A 20,546-nucleotide genomic window follows, 5' to 3' on the forward strand; every position below is an offset into this window, starting at 1 on the left:
GTTGTGTGGGTGGGGCGCCCTCTCTTTGGGGTTTTTTTGGGGGGGGTTTTCTCCCCCCGCGATCAGCAATAACCCAAGTGGAGCCCCAGCATGCCCCTAGCCGTACAGTTCACCCAGGTTTCCCGTACCTTCGGCGAGGTCAAGGCCGTCGACCAGGTCAGCATCGACATCGAGGACGGCGAGTTCTTCTCCATGCTCGGCCCCTCGGGTTCGGGCAAGACCACCTGCTTGCGCCTGATCGCCGGCTTCGAGCAACCCAGCAGCGGCTCGATCCGCATCCATGGCAGCGAAGCCGCCGGGCTGCCGCCGTACCGGCGTGACGTCAACACCGTGTTCCAGGACTACGCCCTGTTCCCGCACATGAACGTGCGCGACAACGTCGCTTATGGCCTGAAAGTCAAAGGCGTGGCCAAGACCGAGCGCCATGCCCGCGCCGACGAGGCGCTGGCCATGGTCGCCCTGGACGGCTACGGCACACGCAAGCCGGCGCAGCTGTCCGGTGGCCAGCGCCAGCGGGTCGCCCTGGCCCGCGCCCTGGTCAACCGGCCACGGGTGCTGCTGCTCGATGAACCGCTCGGCGCCCTCGACCTCAAGTTGCGCGAGCAGATGCAGGGCGAGCTGAAAAAGCTGCAGCGCCAGCTGGGCATCACCTTCATCTTCGTCACCCACGACCAGACCGAGGCATTGTCGATGTCCGACCGGGTGGCCGTATTCAACCGCGGGCGCATCGAACAGGTCGACACACCCCGCAACCTGTACATGCAGCCGGCGACCACCTTCGTCGCCGAGTTCGTCGGCACCTCCAACGTGCTGCGCGGGGAGCTGGCGCAACAGCTCAATGGCAGCGCATCGCCCTTCTCCATCCGCCCCGAGCACATCCGCCTCGACGGCCAGCCCGCCAGTGGCGACGTACAGGTCGGCGGGGTGCTGCACGACATCCAGTACCAGGGCAGCGCCACCCGTTTCGAGGTGAAGCTGGACTGCGGCCAGCTGCTCGCCGTAAGCCAGGCCAACGACCGCTGGCAGGCACAGGCGCACCAGTGGCAGGCCGGCCAGCGCGTGCAGGCCAGTTGGCCGCGCGAGGCGATGACCGCGCTGCGGGAAACCCAGCCATGAGCCTGGCCGCTGAAAAAGCAACGGGCATCACGCCGCTGCGGCGCCTGAGCGACCTGCTGTATCGGCGCCCCAACCTCTACCTGCTGATGCTGCTGATCCCGCCGTTGCTGTGGTTCGGCGCAATCTACCTGGGCTCGTTGCTGAACCTGTTGTGGCAAGGTTTCTACACCTTCGACGACTTCACCATGGCGGTGACGCCGGACCTGACCCTGGCCAACTTCGCCGCGCTGTTCAACCCGGCCAACTTCGACATCATCCTGCGCACCCTGAGCATGGCCGTGGCGGTGTCGCTGGCCAGCGCCGTGCTGGCCTTCCCCATCGCCTACTACATGGCGCGCTACACCAGCGGCCGCACCAAGGCGTTCTTCTACATCGCGGTGATGATGCCGATGTGGGCCAGCTACATCGTCAAGACCTACGCCTGGACCCTGCTGCTGGCCAAGGGCGGCGTGGCCCAGTGGTTCATCCAGCAACTGCACCTGCAGCCGCTGTTGCAGCTGGTGCTGGACATCCCCGGCGTGGGCGGCAGCACCTTGTCGACCTCGCACCTGGGGCGCTTTCTGGTGTTCGTCTACATCTGGCTGCCGTTCATGATCCTGCCGATCCAGGCCGCACTGGAGCGCCTGCCGCCTTCGCTGCTGCAAGCCTCGGCCGACCTCGGCGCCAAACCCCGGCAGACCTTCTTGCAAGTGATCCTGCCGCTGTCGGTGCCGGGCATCGCCGCCGGTTCGATCTTCACGTTCTCGCTGACCCTGGGCGACTTCATCGTGCCGCAGCTGGTCGGCCCGCCCGGCTATTTCATCGGCAGCATGGTGTATGCCCAGCAAGGGGCGATCGGCAACATGCCCATGGCGGCGGCCTTTACCCTGGTGCCGATCGTGCTGATCGCGGTGTACCTGTCCATTGTCAAACGCCTGGGGGCCTTCGATGCACTCTGAAAAAGCCTCGACGGGCCTGCGCCTGGCGGCCTGGGGCGGGCTGGTGTTCCTGCACTTCCCGATCCTGATCATCCTGCTCTATGCGTTCAACACCGAAGACGCGGCGTTCAGCTTCCCGCCCAAGGGCTTCACGCTGAAGTGGTTTGCCGTGGCCCTCGCCCGCCCCGACGTGCTCGAAGCGATCAAGCTGTCATTGCAGGTGGCCTGCCTGGCCACGCTGATCGCCCTGGTGCTTGGCACCCTGGCTTCGGCGGCGCTGTACCGACGCAGCTTTTTCGGCAAGGAAAGCATCTCGCTGATGCTGATCCTGCCGATCGCCCTGCCCGGCATCATCACCGGTATCGCCCTGCTCTCGGCGTTCAAGCGCTTAGGCATAGAACCTGGGCTGTTCACCATCGTCGTCGGCCACGCCACGTTCTGCGTGGTGATCGTCTACAACAATGTCATCGCCCGCCTGCGCCGTACCTCGCAGAGCCTGATCGAAGCCTCAATGGACCTGGGCGCCGACGGCTGGCAGACCTTCCGCTACATCATCCTGCCCAACCTGGGCTCGGCGTTGCTGGCCGGCGGCATGCTGGCCTTCGCCCTGTCGTTCGACGAGATCATCGTCACCACCTTCACCGCCGGCAACGAGCGCACCTTGCCGATCTGGCTGCTCAACCAGCTCAGCCGCCCGCGCGATGTGCCGGTGACCAACGTGGTCGCCATGCTGGTGATGCTGGTGACCATGCTGCCGATCCTCGGCGCCTATTACCTGACCCGTGGCGGTGAAAGCGTCGCGGGCAGCGGCAAATGACCCTGGAGGAGTCCCCGATGCAAACCCGAATGCTGATCAACGGCCAGCTTGTCGCTGGCGAAGGCCCGGCCTGGACCGTGCTCGACCCGGCCAAGGGCACTGCCCTGGCACAGATCAACGAAGCCACCGAGGCCCAGGTCGACAGCGCTGTGCGCGCGGCCGACAAGGCGTTCGACGGCTGGTCGCAGACCACGCCGAAAGAGCGCTCGACCGCGCTGCTGGCCATTGCCGACGTCATCGAACAGCACGGCGAGGCGCTGGCCAGGCTGGAATCGAACAACTGCGGCAAGCCTTACGCGGCCGCACTCAACGACGAGATCCCGGCCATCGCCGACGTGTTCCGCTACTTCGCCGGCGCGGCGCGCTGCCTGGGCGGCTCGGCGGCGGGTGAGTACCTGCCCGGGCACACCTCGATGATCCGCCGTGACCCGCTGGGTGTGGTGGCGTCCATCGCGCCGTGGAACTACCCGCTGATGATGCTGGCGTGGAAGATCGCCCCGGCGTTGGCCGCCGGCAACACCGTGGTGATCAAACCTTCGGAGCTGACCCCGCTGACCGCCCTGCACCTGGGTGGGCTGATTCAGGGCCTGCTGCCGCCCGGCGTACTCAACATCCTGTTCGGTCGCGGCCAGACCGTCGGCAACCCGCTGGTCACTCACCCCAAGGTGCGCATGGTGTCGCTGACCGGCTCCATCCCCACCGGTGCGCACATCATCGGCGCCACCGCCGACAGCGTGAAGCGCATGCACATGGAGCTGGGCGGCAAGGCCCCGGTGATTGTGTTCGACGATGCCGACATCGATGCCGCCATCGAAGGCATCCGCACCTTCGGCTTCTACAACGCCGGGCAGGACTGCACCGCGGCCTGCCGCCTGTACGTGCAGGACGGCATCTACGAGCGCTTCGTCGAACGCCTGGGCGAGGCGGTGGCCAGCCTGAAGCACGGCCTGCAGAGCGATCCGGCCACCGAGCTCGGCCCGTTGATCAGCGCCCAGCACCGCGACAAGGTCGCCGGGCTGGTACAGCGTGCGATTGCCCAGCCACATATCCGCCTGGTCACCGGCGGCAAGGCCGTGCCGGGAGACGGGTTCTTCTTCGAACCCACCGTGTTGGCCGACACGCTGCAGGATGACGAGATCGTCCGGCATGAAGTGTTCGGGCCGGTGGTGTCAGTGACCCGCTTCAGCGACGAGGCCCAGGCGCTGGAATGGGCCAACGACTCCGAGTACGGCCTGGCTTCATCGGTATGGACCCGCGACAGCGGCCGCGCCCACCGCCTGGCGGCACGGCTGCATTACGGCTGCACCTGGGTGAACACCCACTTCATGCTGGTCAGCGAAATGCCCCATGGCGGGCAGAAGCATTCGGGGTACGGGAAGGATATGTCGATGTACGGGCTGGAGGACTACACCTGTGTGCGGCATGTGATGTTCAAGCATTGATGCACGGATGACAGAAGCCGACTGGCAGTGACGGCCAGTCGGCTTTTTGCTGCCTGCCATACCGACATTTCCCGCAATCTGCCGCTGCCACGCCCTACCGCCAAGCCGTTGAGCAAATTAAACTGGTATCACAGACTGATACCATGAATAATCACCAACGCGCTTTACTCGAACTTGTCTTCAAGAAACCTGTGCCCAAAACCCTGGACTGGATACGCCTGGAATCATTGCTGGTATCGCTTGGCGCCAGGACGGTCGAAGGTAGGGGGTCACGCGTACGGTTCGAACTCCACGGGGCGGTCGCAACCTTCCACCGCCCTCACCCGGACCGCCACGCCAAAGCCTATCAAGTGAAGGATGCCCGCCAGTTCCTGGAGCAGGCAGGAGTGACACCATGAATGTGATGAACTACCGCGGCTATGCCGCCCGCATCGAATACAGCGACGAAGACCAACTGCTGGTCGGCCATGTCGCCGGCATCCACGACGTGATCGGCTTCCATGGCGAATCGATCAGCGAACTGCGCCAGGCCTTCGAGGAGGCCGTCGACGACTACCTCGAAACCTGCCAGCGCCTGGGGCGTGAACCGCAAAAGACCTACTCCGGCAAGCTCAGCCTGCGCCTGGAGCCCACGCTTCACGCCAGCGTGGCAGCCCAGGCGGAGCTTGCGCAGAAAAGCATCAACCAATGGGTAAGCGACATCCTCAGCAAGGCCGCCTACCGCTGAGTCAATCGCGCAGGTCCGACTCGTGGATCGGGTTGGCCCGGCTGGTCGCCCGCTGGTACTGCGCCGGCCACGTGGCCTTGTTGCCGCCCAGGTCATCGTCGGCGTGCAGTGGCCAGTACGGGTCTCGCAGCAGTTCACGGGCCAGGAAAATCACATCGGCCTGGCCGGTGCGCAGGATATGTTCGGCCTGGGCGGGTTCGGTGATCATGCCAACGGTGCCGGTGGCGATTTCCGACTCTTTGCGCACCCGCTCGGCGAAGCGGGTCTGGTAGCCCGGGCCGGTGGGGATCTCGGCGTTGACCGAGGTGCCGCCAGACGAAACGTCGATCAGGTCGACACCCAGCACGCGCAGTCGGCGCGCCAGTTCAACGGTTTCATCCGGGTTCCAGCCATCCTCCACCCAGTCGGTGGCCGATACGCGAACGAACAGCGGCAGCTCCTGCGGCCACACCTTGCGCACTGCTTCGGTGACCTGCAGGGTCAGGCGAATGCGGTTTTCGAAGCAACTGCCATAGTCGTCGCGACGCTGGTTGCTCAGTGGCGACAGGAACTGGTGCAGCAGGTAACCATGGGCGGCGTGGATTTCCACTACCTTGAAACCCGCCTTCAATGCGCGCTCAGTCGCGGCCACAAACGCGGCCACCACATCCTGGATCTCGTCCTTGCTCAACTCGCGCGGTGCGGTGTGCTGCGGGTCGAAGGCGATTTTCGATGGGCCGACCGGCTGCCAGCCACCCTCTTCGAGCTTGACGCTGCCTTGCTTGCCCAACCAGGGGCGATACGTGCTTGCCTTGCGTCCGGCGTGGGCCAGCTGGATGCCAGGCACAGCGCCTTGAGCGGTAATGAAGCGGGTGATGCGCTGCAGCGGGGCGATCTGTTCGTCGTTCCACAGGCCAAGGTCTTCGGCAGTAATGCGGCCATCGGCGGTGACCGCGACGGCCTCGCTGATCACCAGGCCCGCGCCACCGACAGCACGGCTGCCCAGGTGCACCAGGTGCCAGTCGTTGGCCAGGCCGTCGACGGCGGAGTACTGGCACATGGGGGAAACGGCGATACGGTTGGGCAGGGTCAGCTGACGCAGGGTATACGGCTCAAGCAGCAGGCTCATGAGAGCACCTCCCGGGGGACTCCAATGGTTGTCCGGTCCGGGCACTTGTAGTGGGAACTTGGCCGGTACCGGTCTGTTTCAGACTAGACCATGGGTGTCGGAGGTGTCTGACCGTTAGGTGGGGAGTCGCTGACAAGCCTGCCCGATAACGCCTCAAGCAGGCTCAGCCCCGGCGCTTACAAGCGCTGAAGGATCAGCTCCCCAGCAGCGCCGGCGGCACCTGGCTCCCCGGCTTGCCCTGGCAGGCCATTGGCGCCGGCCGCCGTGCTGTACACCAGGCAGCCCTTGCTCGCTCCGCCCTTGCCGGCCTTACCGGCTGCGCCCGGCTTGCCCGGTGCACCACCCTCCAGCCGCACCATGATCCGTTCCTGGGCGAAGCCGTCCGGCAGCGCCAGGCGAATCCGCCCGCCAGAGGCACCGTCGTGCCCATTGCCACCGTTGTCACCATTGGCCCCTCGGCTGGCCTGCCCCCAGGTGCAGCCACCCGGCTTGCCATTACCGCCGTCGAGGCCGACATAGCCCGGTGCGCCGGCGCCGCCACGGGCATCGATGAGCAGCTGCTCGGCCTCAAGCGCCTGCAGGCGCAAGTCGAGGTTGCGCCCCGGACGGGCTGCGCGCTCATAAGTGCCGGGGGCACCAGGCGCACTGATTTCACTGCCTTCGCCCAGGTGGGCGCTGGCGGCGCTGATGCTGAGGTCGCGATCGGCGGGGGCGATGGCGATACGCGCATCGCGCCCCAGTTCCAGGCGGTCGATCTTGAGCTCAGTGAGCGTGGCTGGCAGCAACAGGGTCGCCGAGTCGGCCACACGCAGCTGTTCAAGGTGCACGCTGGCCGACTTGTTCGGCAGGCGCAGCATGGAGTGAGCGGCGACTTCAAGGCTTTCTGCCTGAGCCAGGGGCGCGGCCAAAGCGGCCAGCAACATCAATTTATGCATGGCTCTAGGCCTTACCAGGTTTGGGGATGGACATGACGTGGAAGATGCCGGTCAGCAGGATCTGCAACCGATCGAACCAACGGTGGCTGCGCCCGCGCAGGCTGGCGTTGAAAAACAGCACCTCGAGCACATGCAGTGACAGCAGGACGATGCCGGCGGCATTGATCAGCAGATTGAGCGGCAATGGCTGCGGCATGAACAGGTTGAACAGCACCACCCACCAGAACAGCACCGTCAGGACCTTGCCCAGGCCCAGGATGAACTTCATACCCCGCCCCCACTGTTTATTGTTATGCCAGCGCGGCCCGTTCGAGCGGACCGCGTTGGCAACATTAACCTTACTGCGGCAGGCGCGCCAGAGGGGGTCAGTTCAAGTGCAATTCCACCCGTCGGTTGCGCGCCCGGCCTTCATCGCCCTCGTTGTCAGCAACCGGATCAGCCTCGCCACGGCCCTGGCTGGTCACCTTGTCCGGTGCCAGCCCCTGGCTGATCAGGTACTCGGCGACGCTGCTGGCACGACGCTCTGACAGCCGCTGGTTGTAACTGTCGGAACCGACGCTGTCGGTGAAGCCAATGACCTTGACCCTGGTCACGCCCGGCGCGTTCAGCCTGGGCAGCAGGCTTTGCAGACGCTGCCGGGCGGCTGCCGTGAGCTCGGCGGAGTCGAAGGCAAACAGCACCTGGCCCTGGTCGTCGAGGGTAATCACCTCAGGGGTCGCGGCGGGTTCGGGTTGCGCTTGCGCGGGAGGGTATTGGGGCAGCGGGCAGCCCATGTGGTTGACCTGGGTGCCGGCGGGGGTGTCCGGGCAACGGTCACGGCGGTCGAAGACACCATCGCCATCCTCATCGCCATCCTGGGCGTAGCAGATCAGGCCACCGGCGATGGCTCCCAGGGCACCGCCACCGGCCGCCCAACTGGAGCTCTCGATAGCCCCCAGACCACCGCCGACCAGCCCACCGAGCAGGCTGCAGATGGGCCAGGTCCTTTGATTGAGGGGCGCGCTGCCATCGCTGTGGGTCGCGCAACCGGCCAGCAGGCTGGTGGCCAGCAACAGCGGCAGCGCCGCCTTGGACAAAACACGCATGGTGAATGCTCCTGTGTCACCGGCCGCTACCGGTCCCCCAGGAGTAAAGACGCGCCCGCGCCACTTCTCAAGGCGCGGGCGCAGGGCCGTCAACGCTGGATCTTGATCTCGGTACGGCGGTTCATGGCGCGCCCGTCAGCCGTGGCATTGTCAGCCACAGGTTGGGACTCGCCGGCACCCACGACCGAAACGAAGCTGCTGCGCGGTACGCCTTGTTCGACCAGATAATCGGTCACCGAATGGGCACGGCGCTCGGAAAGCTTCTGGTTGTAGCGGTCGGAACCGACGCTGTCGGTATGGCCGGTAACGCTCAGGCGGGCGCTCGGAGCCTCCTGTTTAAGGCGCGTGGCAATGGTATTGAGGCGCTCCTTGTCCGTGGCGGTGAGGCGTGCCGAGTCGAACTCGAAGCGCACATCGCGGATGACGATGACTTCTTCCTTCTGTACCACGACCTCCTCGACCACCGGTGGTGGTGGCGGGCAGCCGTTGGCATCGACCTGGACCCCGCGCGGCGTGCCAGGGCACTTGTCGCGACTGTCCGGCACACCATCGCCGTCTTCGTCGCCATCGCCGTGGGCCCAGCAGTAACCTGCCGCCAGGCCGCCACCGAGCAACGCACCCCAGCCAGCCCAGCTGGAGCTCTCGATGGCGCCCAAGGCCGCGCCGCCTACACCCCCGACGGCAGCACACTTCGGCCAGTCGGTTTTTTGCAAACCTGCACAACCAGTCAACACACTGGTGAGCAGGACCAGGGGTATCGCTGTGCGTACTATGCTCATCTTGTTGCTTCTCCTAGGGGAATCGGTGCAAAACCGATGCTCTGGAAGTAAAGACCGCTGTTTCTCGCTCTGCCAGCAATAAGCCACGATGTGGCGCCGTGCCTCTATGCCAGGCGGGCCGGGGCCGTTAGTCTTGAGCGTCCTGAACGAGGAATGGCAATGACCGACGCTTTCTCACAACGCACGCCACAGCAGGCCCTGGCCGCCCTGCTCGAGCGCTTCACGCCACACAAGCTGCTGCTGGTGGGCACGCGCTTCCCGGCCCTGGAGGCCTTCGCCGCAGAACACCCGGACACCCTCATAGAAGTCGCCTCACCTGGCCCATTGCCGGCCGGGCTGGCCGCCCAGCGCTTCGACCTGGCGTTGCTGGTGGACTGCCTTGAACACCTGCCCAAACGCAGTGGCCTGGAACTGCTTGGTGGCATTCGCAACCTCAATGCCAGCAAGGTCGCGGTGCTCGCAGACCTGGGCGCCTGCGGCTGGCACGACACCGACTTTTTCTCGCTGGCGCTGTCGGCCAGCGAGAAATTCCAACGCGACGAACAGGTGCTCAGCCTGTTCACCTATGATCTGCATGACTACAAACAGGTGCCGGACTGGCTTAATGCGAAGTTCTGGGCCAATCCACAAAATTTCGGCAAGTACTGGTGGTGACTCGATGAGTGTCTCGGTCTGCCCTTGCGGCAGCGGCAATCTGCTCGACGCCTGCTGCGGGCATTATCACGCCGGCACCCCGGCACCGGATGCGCAGACGCTGATGCGCTCGCGCTACAGCGCCTACGTGCTGGGGCTGATGGATTACCTGGTCGGCACCACGCTGCCGGCCCAGCAGGCCGGCCTGGACCGCGCCGGCATGGCGGCCTGGAGCGCGCAGAGCACCTGGCTGGGGCTCGAGGTGGAAAACGCCGAAGTGCTCGGCGGGCAGCCCGAACATGCCTTCGTCACCTTCACCGCACGCTGGCACGACGGCCAAGGCGATCACCAGCACCGCGAACGCTCGGCCTTCGTCCAGCAGGCCGGGCGCTGGTACTTCATCGACCCGACCGTGGAACTGAAAGTCGGGCGCAATGATCCCTGCCCCTGCGCCAGCGGGCAGAAATTCAAGAAATGCTGCGCCAGCTATTTCGGTAACTGAACATGCGCGCCCTCGCCCGCCTGATGCTGCTGGCTCTACTGCTGAGCGGGCTGGCGGGCTGCGCCAGCTGGGGCGACGACAGCTGGCGCCAGCCAGAGGTGCACCTGGTGAAGGTGGAAAAGGTCAAGATGCGCCTGCACCAGCAAGAGTTCGTGCTGCACCTGCAGGTCATCAACCCTAACGACAGCCGGCTGTTCATCCGCAACCTGCACTACGCGGTACACCTGGGTGACATCCTGCTGGCCGAAGAGGATGTCAGCCTCTGGCGCAGCGTCGGCGCTCATGCCCGGCGCACCTTCAAGATCACCGCGCGGACCAACCTCTGGCAGCACCTCAAGCCCCTGGCGAAACTGCTCAGAAGCAAACAACCCTTGCACTACCGGTTGCAAGGCGACCTGGCTACCGGACTGATCATCCCCCGGGACCTGCACTTGTCGCGCAGTGGTGAGATAATGCCCGGCGATTTTCTACCGGAGTAATCCCGCAATGACCCAGCAACCCCATGTTCATGGCCCCGACTGCAACCACGGTCACGACCATCACCACGATCACGACCACGGCCATGTGCATGGCCCGCACTGCAACCACGGCCACCAGGAACCGGTGCGCAATGCCCTGAAGGACGTCGGTCGCAACGACCCGTGCCCATGCGGCAGCGAGAAGAAATTCAAGAAGTGCCACGGCGCTTGAAGCAGTCCTGAGCTGCAAGCTGCAAGCCGCAAGATAAAACGGGCCGGTGCAATGCCGGCTTTTTCTTGAGGCTTGCAGCCGGCAGCAAGCCGTTCGTAAATAAAGCGCCCCCGCACCTTGCACGGCGACTGCGCGCTCACTACCTTAGCGCCTTTCCAAACCCCGCCACGCCCTGCAGGAGCCTAGTCATGGCCGCGCCCGTCCTTCCTCCCTTCCGCCCCCGCTTCGGCAGCGCCGCCGCCATGCTCGGCATGCTTGCGTTGACTGGCTGCCAGATGGGCGGCATGCAGGACAGCGTACCGCCGACCACCGGCGTCCAGCCGCTCAAGGGCCTGGCGCAGAATGTTTCGGTGCGGCGCAACGCCATGGGTGCGCCGCTGATCGAAAGCAGCAACTTCCACGATGCGCTGTTCAGCCTGGGCTATATCCATGCCGGTGACCGCATTGAACAAATGGTCACCCTACGCTTGCTGGCCCAAGGCCGTCTGGCCGAGCTGGCCGGCCCCGAGGCGCTGGAAATCGACCGCCTGATGCGCGCCGCCAACCTCAAGCAGAGCGCCGGCCAGCTCTACGCCGACGCCTCGCCGCGGCTCAAGCGCTTCTTCGAAGTGTATGCCCGAGGGGTCAACGCCTACCTGTTCCGCTACCGCGACAAGCTGCCGGCCGAACTGGCCCGTAGCGGCTATCGCCCCGAATACTGGAAGCCGGAGGACTCGGCGCTGATCTTCAGCCTGTACGCCTTCAGCCAGTCGGTGAACCTGCAGGAGGAGCTCTCGGCCCTGACCCTGGCGCAGAAGGTCGGCGCAGATAAGCTGGCCTGGCTGCTGCCCGGCGCGCCCGACGAAGCCCTGGCCGAAAGCGAAGTCGACAAGCTCAAGGGCCTGAACCTGGCCAGCCAACTGCCGGGCCTTGCCTCGCTCGCCGCCGCCGGCCAGCAACTGGCCGACCTCGGCTTGCTCGGCAACCCCGGCTCGTCCAACCTCGCCCTCGGGCCGCAACGCAGTCGCAGCGGCAAGAGCCTGCTGGCCAGCGACAGCCGGGCGCCCTGGGCGCTGAGCCCGGTGCAGATCCATACCGGTAAATACCAGGTCGCCGGCCTTTCGCTGCCGGGCCTGCCGATCGTGCTGGCCGGCTACAACGGCAAAGTGGCGTGGAGCGCCAGCGCGGTGATGGCCGACAACCAGGACCTGTTCCTCGAACAGGTACGCCGCCAGGGCAACCAGCTGACGTACCTGGCCGACGGCAAATGGCAGCAAGCCCGCGCACGCAGCGAGACCTTCTTCGTCCGTGGCCAGCGCCCGCAACGCGAAGTGCTGTATGACACCCGCCATGGCACCCTGCTGCCGGGCCACGGCAGCCTGGCCTTGGCCTTGCACCTGCCGCAGCTCAAGGACGATCGCAGCCTCGACGCGTTGTTCGACCTGACCCGCGCCAGCAACATCGAGCGAGCCTTCGACAGCACCCGTGAAATCGGCGCTGCAGCCCTTAACTTCGTGTTCGCCGAACCCGAGCACATCGGCTGGCAAGTCAGTGGCCGCTACCCCAACCGCCGCGATGGCCAGGGCCTGCTGCCCTCGCCGGGCTGGGACGGGCGCTATGACTGGGATGGCTACGCCGACGCCATGCTCCACCCTTATGATCAGGACCCGGCCGCCGGCTTCATCGGCCACGCCAACCAGCGCAGCCAGCCCAAGGGCTACGGCATGCAGCTGTCGAGCAGCTGGTACTACCCTGAACGCGCCGAGCGCCTGGCCCAACTGGCGGGCAACGGCCGCCATGACAGCCGTAGCCTGATGGCCCTGCAAAACGACCAGGTGACGCTGCTGGCAGACAAGCTCAAGCAGATGTTCGATGCCCCCGGCATGGCCCTGCCACTCAAACAGGCCATCGACGCCTTGCCCGCCGCCCAGCGCGACAAGGCCCGCGACGCCCTGGCCCGGCTCAAGGCCTTCGATGGCCGGCTGAGCCCGGTGTCGGCCGATGCCGCGCTGTATGAGCTGTTCCTCCAGGAAGTTACCCGGCAGACCTTCCTTGACGACCTCGGCCCCGAGTCGAGCCCGGCCTGGCAAGCGTTCATCGGCAATGCCCAACTCTCCTATTCGGCCCAGGCCGACCACCTGTTGGGCCGCGAGGACAGCCCGTTCTGGGATGACCGTGGCACGCCACAGAAGGAAGACAAACCGGCCATCCTCGCCCGTAGCCTGGCGGCGGCGATCGATACCGGCACCGCCCAGCTCGGCGCCGACCGCCGTGCCTGGCAGTGGGGCAAGCTGCACCAGTATCGCTGGCCAGCACCGAACTACCGTGGCCTGGGCGACAGCCTCAGCCGTTCGCCAATGGCTGCCGGCGGTGACTTCAGCACGCTGGCACTCACGCCCTACGCCTGGGGCAGCAACTTCGACACCCGCCTGCCGGCCTCGGCGCGGATGATCGTCGACTTCGGCCAGGCTGAACCGCTGCAACTGCTGACCAGCAGCGGCCAGTCCGGCAACCCGGCGAGCCGCCATTACAGCGACGGGCTGGATGCCTGGTTCAAGGGGCGCTTCATGAGCTTGCCGCTGCAGCCGCAGAACTTCGGGCGGGCCTATGGCAGCCAGCGACTGACGCTGGTGCCGGGGAAGTAAGCCGACAAAAATGAAAAAGCCGCCTGGACAGGCGGCTTTTTCATCGGCGCGCGGTCAAGCAGCGACCACTGCCAATTCGATACGCTGGCCCAACACATGCAAGGCGTGCTCTACCTGCTCGATCTTCGAGCGATGCAACAGGTTGACCAGACGATCCACTTGCGGGCGATTGACGCCAAGTCGCCGAGCCAGTTCGGTCTTGGTCACTTTCTGCGCAATCATGGTGTTCCACAGCGCGGCCTTGGCGGCGGTCAACGCAGGCAACCTGACCACCGCCTGATCGCATCCGTGTGGCGAAGGCAGTGGAATCGCGTCACGCCGATCCACGTATAACGAAAGCGCCGACTCCAAGGCATCGACAGCATCGAACAACGCCTCATCCACCGTGCCGCCCGCACTGGCCATTTCTGGAATATCCGGAGAGCTGATCCAGAAGCTGCCTGCTTCACAATGCACGATCACCGGATAATCAAAATTCATGTCGTTGCCTCGTTTCAGGGTCAATCGCCTAGCCCAAGGTCTTTGAGGATCTTTTTCCTGAGCCCTTCGCCAATTTCCTTGGCGCCATGGTCGGGGAAGATCGTCTGTCGTTTGCCGAGGTAAACCTTGAAATGGCTGCCTTTGGCAGGAACGAACGTGGCGCCTTGAGCACGCAGCCACCGACGGAATTCGCTGTATTCCATGCAAGTCCCGCAAGAGCAAGGTGCTACAGAATGGTCAGTTGCGCAACATTTTTGATGCGCAGCCAGGATGAGCCTCCAGTAAACAGGCAATGCACCTTCACCATTTCCGAGCCATGGGCCGGCTGCACCAGCAATCGTTGTGCGAAACCGGGCAATGATGCACCGCACGCTAAGTTGTGCTTCTATCCATCATCCCGGCCCCTGGTCGCAGCCCGCCCTCTTCAGGACCCCCATGCACCATTCGACCCACGACCTGCTGTCCCCCGCGCCCGGCATCGCCCGCCAGTTGCACAGTTTCCACTTCGGCCCGCGCGGCGGCGGCAAGGTGTACATCCAGGCCTCGCTGCATGCCGACGAACTGCCGGGCATGCTGGTGGCCTGGCACCTCAAGCAACGCCTGTTGGAGCTGGAGCAGCAAGGCCGGCTGCGCCGCGAGATCATCCTGGTACCGGTGGCCAACCCGGTGGGCCTGGAGCAGGTGCTGCTGGACGCCCCGTTGGGGCGCTTCGAGCTGCAGAGCGGTGAGAACTTCAACCGCAACTTCGTCGACTTGTCGGACAGCATCGGCGACCAGATCGAAGGCCATCTGAATGACGACCCTGCGCACAATCTGGCGCTGATCCGCGAGTACCTGCGTCGCGGCCTGGATGCGCACCCGGCACACACCCCATTGCAATCCCAGCGCCTGACCCTGCAGCGCCTGGCCTGCGATGCCGACATGGTGCTCGACCTGCACTGCGACTTCGAAGCCGTCGAGCATCTGTACACCACCCCGGAAGCCTGGCCTCAGGTCGAACCGCTGGCGCGCTACCTGGGCGTGCAGGCCAGTTTGCTGGCCACCGACTCGGGCGGGCAGTCGTTCGACGAGTGCTTCAGCCTGGTGTGGTGGCAATTGCAACAGCGCTTCGGCAAGCGCTTCCCGATCCCCATGGGCAGCTTCTCGGTGACCATCGAGCTGCGCGGCCAGGCGGATGTCAGCCATGCCCTGGCGACCCAGGACTGCCAGGCGATTGTGGATTTCCTCACCCACAGCGGCGTGATCGACGGCCAGCCCGCACCGCTGCCGGCCCTGCGCCAGCCAGCGACGCCGCTGGCAGCGGTGGAGCCCGTCACTGCGCCGCTGGGCGGCCTGCTGGTGTTCCATGCCAAACCCGGGCAGTACCTGGAAGCGGGGCAACTCATCGCCGAGGTCATCGACCCGCTCAGTGACCGCGTCACCCCGCTGCGCAACACCCAGGCAGGGCTGCTGTATGCGCGTAGCGTGCGGCGCATGGCCACGGCCGGCATGGTCATCGCCCATGTCGCTGGCGAGCAGGTATGCCGCAGCGGCTACCTGCTGGGTAACTGAGCCGCTAAAACCAGGCGGCGCTGCGGACGGGTCAGGCCACGGGGGCTGGCGGTGGTTCGTCGGGCAGGGTCGGCTCGCCCGGCTCCATCGGCGGATGCTCGCCGGGCTCCGGCGGTTGCGGGGTATCGGGGTCAGGCTGGTGCGGTACGCCACCGGCCTGCAGGTGCATTGGCGGATGCGCCAGCAGCGTCCAGGCCAGCAATCCGACCTGATTCGGCTGCAGGACCGCTAGCTTGGCGCTGATTGCGGGGTCGAGTTTCATGGAGCGGCTCCTGACGAGAGCCGGCACGCGTCGTGCGCGCCGGGACTGCTATCTCGTTGGAGTGCCGAGCGGGCAAACAATTCCCGCGCTTGGTCGGCTCAGGTACGTGGCAGGGTGACGCCGCGCTGGCCCTGGTACTTGCCGCCACGGTCCTTGTACGAGACTTCGCATTCTTCGTCGGACTGCAGGAACAGCATCTGCGCCACGCCTTCGTTGGCGTAGATCTTCGCCGGCAGCGTGGTGGTGTTGGAGAACTCCAGGGTGACATGGCCTTCCCACTCAGGCTCGAGCGGGGTGACGTTGACGATGATGCCGCAACGGGCATAGGTGCTCTTGCCCAGGCAGATGGTCAGCACGTCGCGCGGAATGCGGAAGTACTCGACGGTGCGGGCCAGGGCGAAGGAGTTCGGCGGGATGATGCAGACGTCGCTCTTGATGTCGACGAAGCTGCCGGCGTCGAAGTTCTTCGGGTCGACAGTGGCCGAGTTGATGTTGGTGAACACCTTGAATTCGTCGGCGCAGCGCACGTCGTAGCCGTAGCTGGAAACACCGAAGGAGATGACCCGGCTGTCCTGCTCGCCGCGCACCTGGCGCTCGACAAAGGGTTCGATCATGCCGTGTTCCTGCGCCATGCGGCGAATCCACTTGTCCGATTTGATGCTCATGGCGGGTGTGTCCTGAGAGTGCAAGGTGAAAAAAATCGTGATGCGCATCTTACCGGTCCCGGCGCCCGCGGCAAAGTCGCATCCCACAGTCTCACTGCAATGCCCGCCGGACGGGGCCTGCAGCCGCCGCCGATCCGAATTACGACAAACCTCTCACCAGTTATTGGCAGGTCAGGGAAAGTGGGTTATGGTGTCGCCACTGTGCTGCACGCGACACCGAAGATCTGTTTGATGCACGATTTACGATCGGCCCATCTCCATGACACCTTCTGCTCCTTTGCACTCAGTCTCGGTCGGGGCTTTCCTGGCCGCCATCAACTTTGTCCAAGGAGACAGAAAAATGTCCAATCGCCAATCCGGTACCGTCAAGTGGTTCAACGATGAGAAGGGCTACGGCTTCATTACCCCTCAGTCGGGCGACGACCTGTTCGTGCACTTCAAAGCCATCCAAGCTGACGGCTTCAAAACCCTGAAAGAAGGCCAAGCTGTTACTTTCGTCGCTACCCGCGGCCAGAAAGGCATGCAGGCTGAAGAAGTTCAGATCGCCTAAGTCGATCTCGCTTCCTAGCTTTCAGAAAAAACCCGCCATTGGCGGGTTTTTTTGTGCCTGCTCGAAAATCTCACTGCTCTGTCGCTCAGAGCACTCCGTGGGAGCGGGCTTGACCCGCGATGGGTAGCACCGGCTGCGCCGGTATCGCGGGGCAAGACCACTCCCCCAAAGAAGTTGTGAAGCTGTTACGGGAAGCTTCTTCCCTTGGGCTTGGGTTTGTTTTCCTCTTTCCCAGTTTTTCTTCCCCCACCCCCCCCCCCCCCCCCCCCCCCCCCCCCCCCCCCACGAAGACGTTGTAAATCGCTTAGGCAGCGCTTCTCCATTAGAAGCAACCTGCATCAATCCTCGCTGATGGTGATGCTCGGCATTGCCGGTGCGGCGGCTTCCTGCAATACGATCCGTGCCCCCACCTGACGCGCCAGCTCCTGATAAACCATGGCGATCTGGCTTTCCGGCTCGGCAATAGCGGTCGGCTTGCCGCTGTCGGCCTGCTCGCGAATCAGCATCGACAGCGGCAGCGAAGCCAGCAGTTCGACACCATATTGGGCCGCCAGCTTCTCACCACCGCCTTCACCGAACAGGTGCTCGGCATGGCCGCAGTTGGAGCAGATGTGCACGGCCATGTTCTCCACCACGCCCAGCACCGGGATGTTGACCTTGCGGAACATCTCCACGCCCTTTTTCGCATCCAGCAGCGCCAGGTCCTGTGGCGTGGTGACAATCACCGAGCCGACCACCGGCACTTTCTGCGCCAGGGTCAGCTGGATATCGCCAGTGCCCGGCGGCATGTCGATCACCAGGTAGTCGAGGTCATCCCAGGCGGTCTGGGTCACCAGTTGCAACAACGCACCGGAAACCATTGGGCCGCGCCACACCATCGGTGTGTTGTCATCGGTGAGGAAAGCCATGGACATCACTTCAACACCATGCGCCTTGATCGGCACGAACCATTTTTGTTCGCGCACCTGCGGGCGAGTGCCTTCGGCGATACCGAACATCACGCCCTGGCTAGGGCCGTAGATGTCAGCGTCGAGGATGCCGACTCGCGCGCCCTCGCGCGCCAGCGCCAAGGCCAGGTTGGCTGCGGTGGTCGACTTGCCGACCCCGCCCTTGCCCGAGGCAACGGCCACGATGTTCTTCACATTGGCCATGGCCGGCACCTGGGCCTGGGCCTTGTGGGTGGCGATCACGCAATCGATGGTCACATGCGCCGAAGAAACGCCATCGAGGTTCTCGATCGCGGTCTGCAGCACCTGGGCCCAACCACCCTTGAACAGGCCGGCGGCATAACCCAGCTGCAACTGCACGCTGACCTGCGCACCCTGGATGTCGATGGCGCGCACGCAGCCGGCGCTGACCGGATCCTGGTTCAGGTAGGGGTCGGTGTACTGGCGAAGCACGCCTTCGACGGCGGCACGGGTAACGGCACTCATGGAGGCTCCCATTGGCAAACTGAATACGAAACAGGCGCCTATGCTAACCCGTCAATCGTCAGCAGATGCGTTCGCAAGGTGAAATATCTTCGCCAGCCCTTTATAGTGGCCGATCACCCTCATTTTTACCCCGTAGCCAGATAAGTAGCCGAGCCACCATGTCCGAGCCACGTCAGATTCTCGTCACCAGCGCCCTGCCCTATGCCAATGGTTCCATTCACCTTGGCCATATGCTCGAGTACATCCAGACAGACATGTGGGTTCGCTTCCAGAAGCTGCGCGGCAACCAGTGCATCTATGTCTGCGCCGACGACGCCCACGGCTCGGCGATCATGCTGCGCGCAGAGAAGGAAGGCATCACCCCGGAGCAACTGATCGCCAACGTTCAGGCCGAGCACAGCGGCGACTTCGCCGATTTCCTGGTCGATTTCGACAACTTCCACTCCACCCACAGCGAAGAGAACCGCGAGCTGTCGGGCATGATCTACACCCGCCTGCGTGACGCCGGCCACATCGCCACCCGTTCGGTCACCCAGTATTTCGACCCGGAAAAGGGCATGTTCCTCGCCGACCGCTTCATCAAGGGCACCTGCCCCAAGTGCGCGGCCGAGGATCAGTACGGCGACAACTGTGAAAAGTGCGGTGCCACCTACGCCCCGACCGAACTGAAGAACCCCAAGTCGGCGATTTCCGGCGCCACCCCGGTACTGCGCGACTCGCAGCACTTCTTCTTCAAGCTGCCCGACTTCCAGGCCATGCTGCAGCAGTGGACCCGCAGCGGCACGTTGCAGGACGCCGTGGCCAACAAATTGGCCGAATGGCTGGACTCCGGCCTGCAGGAATGGGACATCTCCCGCGATGCACCGTACTTCGGCTTCGAAATCCCGGGCGAGCCTGGCAAGTACTTCTACGTTTGGCTGGATGCGCCGATCGGCTACATGGCCAGTTTCAAGAACCTGTGCGCGCGCCGCCCGGAACTGGACTTCGACGCGTTCTGGAACGAAGGCTCCAAGGCCGAGCTGTACCACTTCATCGGCAAGGACATCGTCAACTTCCACGCCCTGTTCTGGCCAGCCATGCTTGAAGGCTCGGGCTTCCGTAAGCCGACCGCGGTCAACGTGCACGGCTACCTGACCGTCAACGGCGCCAAGATGTCCAAGTCGCGCGGCACCTTCATCAAGGCGCGCACCTACCTCGACCACCTGCAGCCGGAATACCTGCGCTATTACTATGCAGCCAAGCTGGGCCGCGGCGTCGATGACCTCGACCTGAACCTCGAGGACTTCGTGCAGAAGGTCAACTCCGACCTGGTCGGCAAGGTGGTCAACATCGCCAGCCGTTGCGCCGGCTTCATTCACAAAGGCAATGACGGCGTGATGGTTACCGGCGATGCCGCCCCCGATCTGACCGAGGCCTTCCTCGCCGCCGCCCCGTCGATCGCCGAAGCCTACGAAGGCCGCGACTTCGCCCGTGCCATGCGCGAAATCATGGCCCTGGCCGACCGCGCCAACGCCTGGATCGCCGATAAGGCGCCGTGGTCGCTGGCCAAGCAGGAAGGCAAGCAGGATGAAGTCCAGGCCATCTGCGCCCAGGGCATCAACCTGTTCCGTCAGCTGGTGATCTTCCTCAAGCCGGTTCTGCCGCTGCTGGCCGCCGATGCCGAGGCGTTCCTCAACGTCGCCCCGCTGGCCTGGAACGACCACCTGTCGCGCCTGGAAAACCACAAGCTCAACCCGTTCAAGGCGTTGATGAGCCGCATCGAGCCGGCCAAGGTCGAGGCCATGGTCGCCGCCAGCAAGGAAGACCTGCTGGCCTCGCAAGCCCAGGCCCCAGCCGGCAACGGCGAACTGACCAAGGACCCGCTGTCTGCCGAAATCGAGTTCGACACCTTCGCCGCCGTCGATCTGCGCGTGGCACTGATCGTCAAGGCCGAGTCCGTCGAAGGTGCCGACAAGCTGTTGCGCCTGACCCTCGACATCGGTGACGAACAGCGCAACGTTTTCTCCGGCATCAAGTCGGCCTACCCCGACCCAAGCAAGCTGGAAGGGCGCCTGACCATGATGGTGGCCAACCTCAAACCACGGAAGATGCGTTTTGGCATCTCCGAGGGCATGGTCATGGCGGCCGGCCCTGGTGGCGAAGAGATCTACCTGCTGAGCCCGGACAGCGGCGCCAAGCCCGGTCAGCGCATCAAGTAACGCCCCTGCCCCGGCCAACTGGCCGGGGCATT

General features: G+C 64.5%; 24 protein-coding genes. 14 read left to right on the forward strand and 10 right to left on the reverse strand.

Going from position 1 to position 20,546, the window contains the following annotated elements:
- The first annotated feature begins 90 nt into the window (after positions 1-90).
- The 6 genes from ACO6VM_RS14000 to ACO6VM_RS14025 all read left to right on the forward strand — a co-directional run bounded on the left by ACO6VM_RS14000 (position 91) and on the right by ACO6VM_RS14025 (position 5,019).
- A complete protein-coding gene (locus ACO6VM_RS14000; protein ID WP_422403439.1) occupies positions 91-1,116 on the forward strand; it encodes an ABC transporter ATP-binding protein in 1,026 nt (341 codons plus the stop codon).
- Between the two features lie 26 nt (positions 1,117-1,142).
- A complete protein-coding gene (locus tag ACO6VM_RS14005; protein WP_390969512.1) occupies positions 1,143-2,054 on the forward strand; it encodes an ABC transporter permease in 912 nt (303 codons plus the stop codon).
- Positions 2,044-2,850 (forward strand): ABC transporter permease, encoded by an 807-nt coding sequence (locus tag ACO6VM_RS14010; protein WP_125462878.1) that lies wholly within the window; start codon positions 2,044-2,046, stop codon positions 2,848-2,850. Before ACO6VM_RS14005 ends, ACO6VM_RS14010 begins: the two co-directional genes overlap by 11 nt.
- A 17-nt stretch (positions 2,851-2,867) precedes the next feature.
- On the forward strand, positions 2,868-4,292 hold the full coding sequence (locus tag ACO6VM_RS14015; protein WP_401058778.1) for a gamma-aminobutyraldehyde dehydrogenase: 1,425 nt from the start codon (positions 2,868-2,870) through the stop codon (positions 4,290-4,292).
- A 143-nt stretch (positions 4,293-4,435) separates the two neighbouring features.
- Positions 4,436-4,690, forward strand: a complete 255-nt coding sequence (locus ACO6VM_RS14020) for a type II toxin-antitoxin system HicA family toxin (protein ID WP_125462876.1) — start codon at positions 4,436-4,438, stop codon at positions 4,688-4,690.
- Positions 4,687-5,019, forward strand: a complete 333-nt coding sequence (locus ACO6VM_RS14025; RefSeq protein WP_125462875.1) for a type II toxin-antitoxin system HicB family antitoxin — start codon at positions 4,687-4,689, stop codon at positions 5,017-5,019. The genes ACO6VM_RS14020 and ACO6VM_RS14025 overlap by 4 nt, the downstream gene beginning before the upstream one ends.
- Before the next feature lies 1 nt (position 5,020).
- Here ACO6VM_RS14025 and ACO6VM_RS14030 read toward each other — a convergent pair whose 3' ends face one another.
- From ACO6VM_RS14030 to ACO6VM_RS14050, 5 genes are all read right to left on the reverse strand, one after another.
- The gene (locus tag ACO6VM_RS14030) at positions 5,021-6,127 is read right to left on the reverse strand and encodes an NADH:flavin oxidoreductase/NADH oxidase (RefSeq protein ID WP_347149828.1); all 1,107 of its coding nucleotides are present in this window, start codon (positions 6,125-6,127) and stop codon (positions 5,021-5,023) included.
- Between the two features lie 176 nt (positions 6,128-6,303).
- Positions 6,304-7,062, reverse strand: coding sequence for a collagen-like protein (locus tag ACO6VM_RS14035; protein WP_422403440.1), 759 nt, complete (start codon positions 7,060-7,062; stop codon positions 6,304-6,306).
- Positions 7,063-7,066: 4 nt separating this feature from the next.
- Entirely contained in the window at positions 7,067-7,330 is a 264-nt protein-coding gene (locus ACO6VM_RS14040; protein WP_125462872.1) for a DUF1145 domain-containing protein, read from the reverse strand.
- Between the two features lie 97 nt (positions 7,331-7,427).
- Entirely contained in the window at positions 7,428-8,147 is a 720-nt protein-coding gene (locus tag ACO6VM_RS14045) for an OmpA family protein (protein ID WP_422403441.1), read from the reverse strand.
- Between the two features lie 89 nt (positions 8,148-8,236).
- Positions 8,237-8,926, reverse strand: a complete 690-nt coding sequence (locus tag ACO6VM_RS14050; protein WP_390969437.1) for an OmpA family protein — start codon at positions 8,924-8,926, stop codon at positions 8,237-8,239.
- A 159-nt stretch (positions 8,927-9,085) separates the two neighbouring features.
- Between ACO6VM_RS14050 and ACO6VM_RS14055 the strand changes: the two genes are divergently transcribed.
- The 5 genes from ACO6VM_RS14055 (at position 9,086) to ACO6VM_RS14075 (ending at position 13,375) form a co-directional block, all read left to right on the forward strand.
- Complete coding sequence (locus ACO6VM_RS14055) at positions 9,086-9,580, forward strand: DUF6231 family protein (protein ID WP_401058786.1); 495 nt, start codon at positions 9,086-9,088, stop codon at positions 9,578-9,580.
- A gap of 4 nt (positions 9,581-9,584) precedes the next feature.
- Positions 9,585-10,061, forward strand: coding sequence for a YchJ family protein (locus ACO6VM_RS14060; RefSeq protein WP_125857641.1), 477 nt, complete (start codon positions 9,585-9,587; stop codon positions 10,059-10,061).
- Between the two features lie 2 nt (positions 10,062-10,063).
- Positions 10,064-10,540 carry an LEA type 2 family protein gene (locus ACO6VM_RS14065; protein ID WP_401058787.1) on the forward strand — a complete coding sequence of 159 codons (477 nt, stop codon included), beginning with the start codon at positions 10,064-10,066 and terminating at the stop codon, positions 10,538-10,540.
- Positions 10,541-10,547: 7 nt separating this feature from the next.
- Positions 10,548-10,751, forward strand: a complete 204-nt coding sequence (locus ACO6VM_RS14070) for an SEC-C metal-binding domain-containing protein (RefSeq protein ID WP_012313055.1) — start codon at positions 10,548-10,550, stop codon at positions 10,749-10,751.
- Between the two features lie 188 nt (positions 10,752-10,939).
- Positions 10,940-13,375, forward strand: coding sequence for a penicillin acylase family protein (locus tag ACO6VM_RS14075; protein WP_422403442.1), 2,436 nt, complete (start codon positions 10,940-10,942; stop codon positions 13,373-13,375).
- A gap of 54 nt (positions 13,376-13,429) precedes the next feature.
- On the opposite strand, the gene ACO6VM_RS14080 is transcribed toward ACO6VM_RS14075, so the two are convergent.
- Complete coding sequence (locus ACO6VM_RS14080) at positions 13,430-13,855, reverse strand: type II toxin-antitoxin system HicB family antitoxin (RefSeq protein ID WP_422403443.1); 426 nt, start codon at positions 13,853-13,855, stop codon at positions 13,430-13,432.
- Positions 13,856-13,875: 20 nt separating this feature from the next.
- Positions 13,876-14,058: a type II toxin-antitoxin system HicA family toxin gene (locus ACO6VM_RS14085; protein ID WP_401058790.1), complete on the reverse strand. Its 183-nt coding sequence runs from the start codon at positions 14,056-14,058 to the stop codon at positions 13,876-13,878.
- A 232-nt stretch (positions 14,059-14,290) separates the two neighbouring features.
- Between ACO6VM_RS14085 and ACO6VM_RS14090 the strand changes: the two genes are divergently transcribed.
- Entirely contained in the window at positions 14,291-15,406 is a 1,116-nt protein-coding gene (locus ACO6VM_RS14090; RefSeq protein ID WP_401058791.1) for a succinylglutamate desuccinylase/aspartoacylase family protein, read from the forward strand.
- 31 nt (positions 15,407-15,437) lie between these two features.
- On the opposite strand, the gene ACO6VM_RS14095 is transcribed toward ACO6VM_RS14090, so the two are convergent.
- Positions 15,438-15,668 (reverse strand): hypothetical protein, encoded by a 231-nt coding sequence (locus ACO6VM_RS14095; protein WP_110995504.1) that lies wholly within the window; start codon positions 15,666-15,668, stop codon positions 15,438-15,440.
- A gap of 98 nt (positions 15,669-15,766) precedes the next feature.
- Complete coding sequence (dcd, locus tag ACO6VM_RS14100; protein WP_003258001.1) at positions 15,767-16,333, reverse strand: dCTP deaminase; 567 nt, start codon at positions 16,331-16,333, stop codon at positions 15,767-15,769.
- Positions 16,334-16,673: 340 nt separating this feature from the next.
- Between dcd and ACO6VM_RS14105 the strand changes: the two genes are divergently transcribed.
- Complete coding sequence (locus ACO6VM_RS14105) at positions 16,674-16,883, forward strand: cold-shock protein (protein WP_016488765.1); 210 nt, start codon at positions 16,674-16,676, stop codon at positions 16,881-16,883.
- A 338-nt stretch (positions 16,884-17,221) separates the two neighbouring features.
- On the opposite strand, the gene apbC is transcribed toward ACO6VM_RS14105, so the two are convergent.
- On the reverse strand, positions 17,222-18,316 hold the full coding sequence (apbC, locus tag ACO6VM_RS14110; RefSeq protein WP_422403444.1) for an iron-sulfur cluster carrier protein ApbC: 1,095 nt from the start codon (positions 18,314-18,316) through the stop codon (positions 17,222-17,224).
- Positions 18,317-18,474: 158 nt separating this feature from the next.
- Between apbC and metG the strand changes: the two genes are divergently transcribed.
- Positions 18,475-20,514 carry a methionine--tRNA ligase gene (gene metG, locus ACO6VM_RS14115; RefSeq protein ID WP_422403445.1) on the forward strand — a complete coding sequence of 680 codons (2,040 nt, stop codon included), beginning with the start codon at positions 18,475-18,477 and terminating at the stop codon, positions 20,512-20,514.
- Positions 20,515-20,546: the final 32 nt, after the last annotated feature.

Origin of the sequence: Pseudomonas sp. GZD-209 (genome assembly GCF_049310485.1) — a bacterium.
Classification (GTDB): Bacteria; Pseudomonadota; Gammaproteobacteria; order Pseudomonadales; family Pseudomonadaceae; genus Aquipseudomonas; species Aquipseudomonas sichuanensis.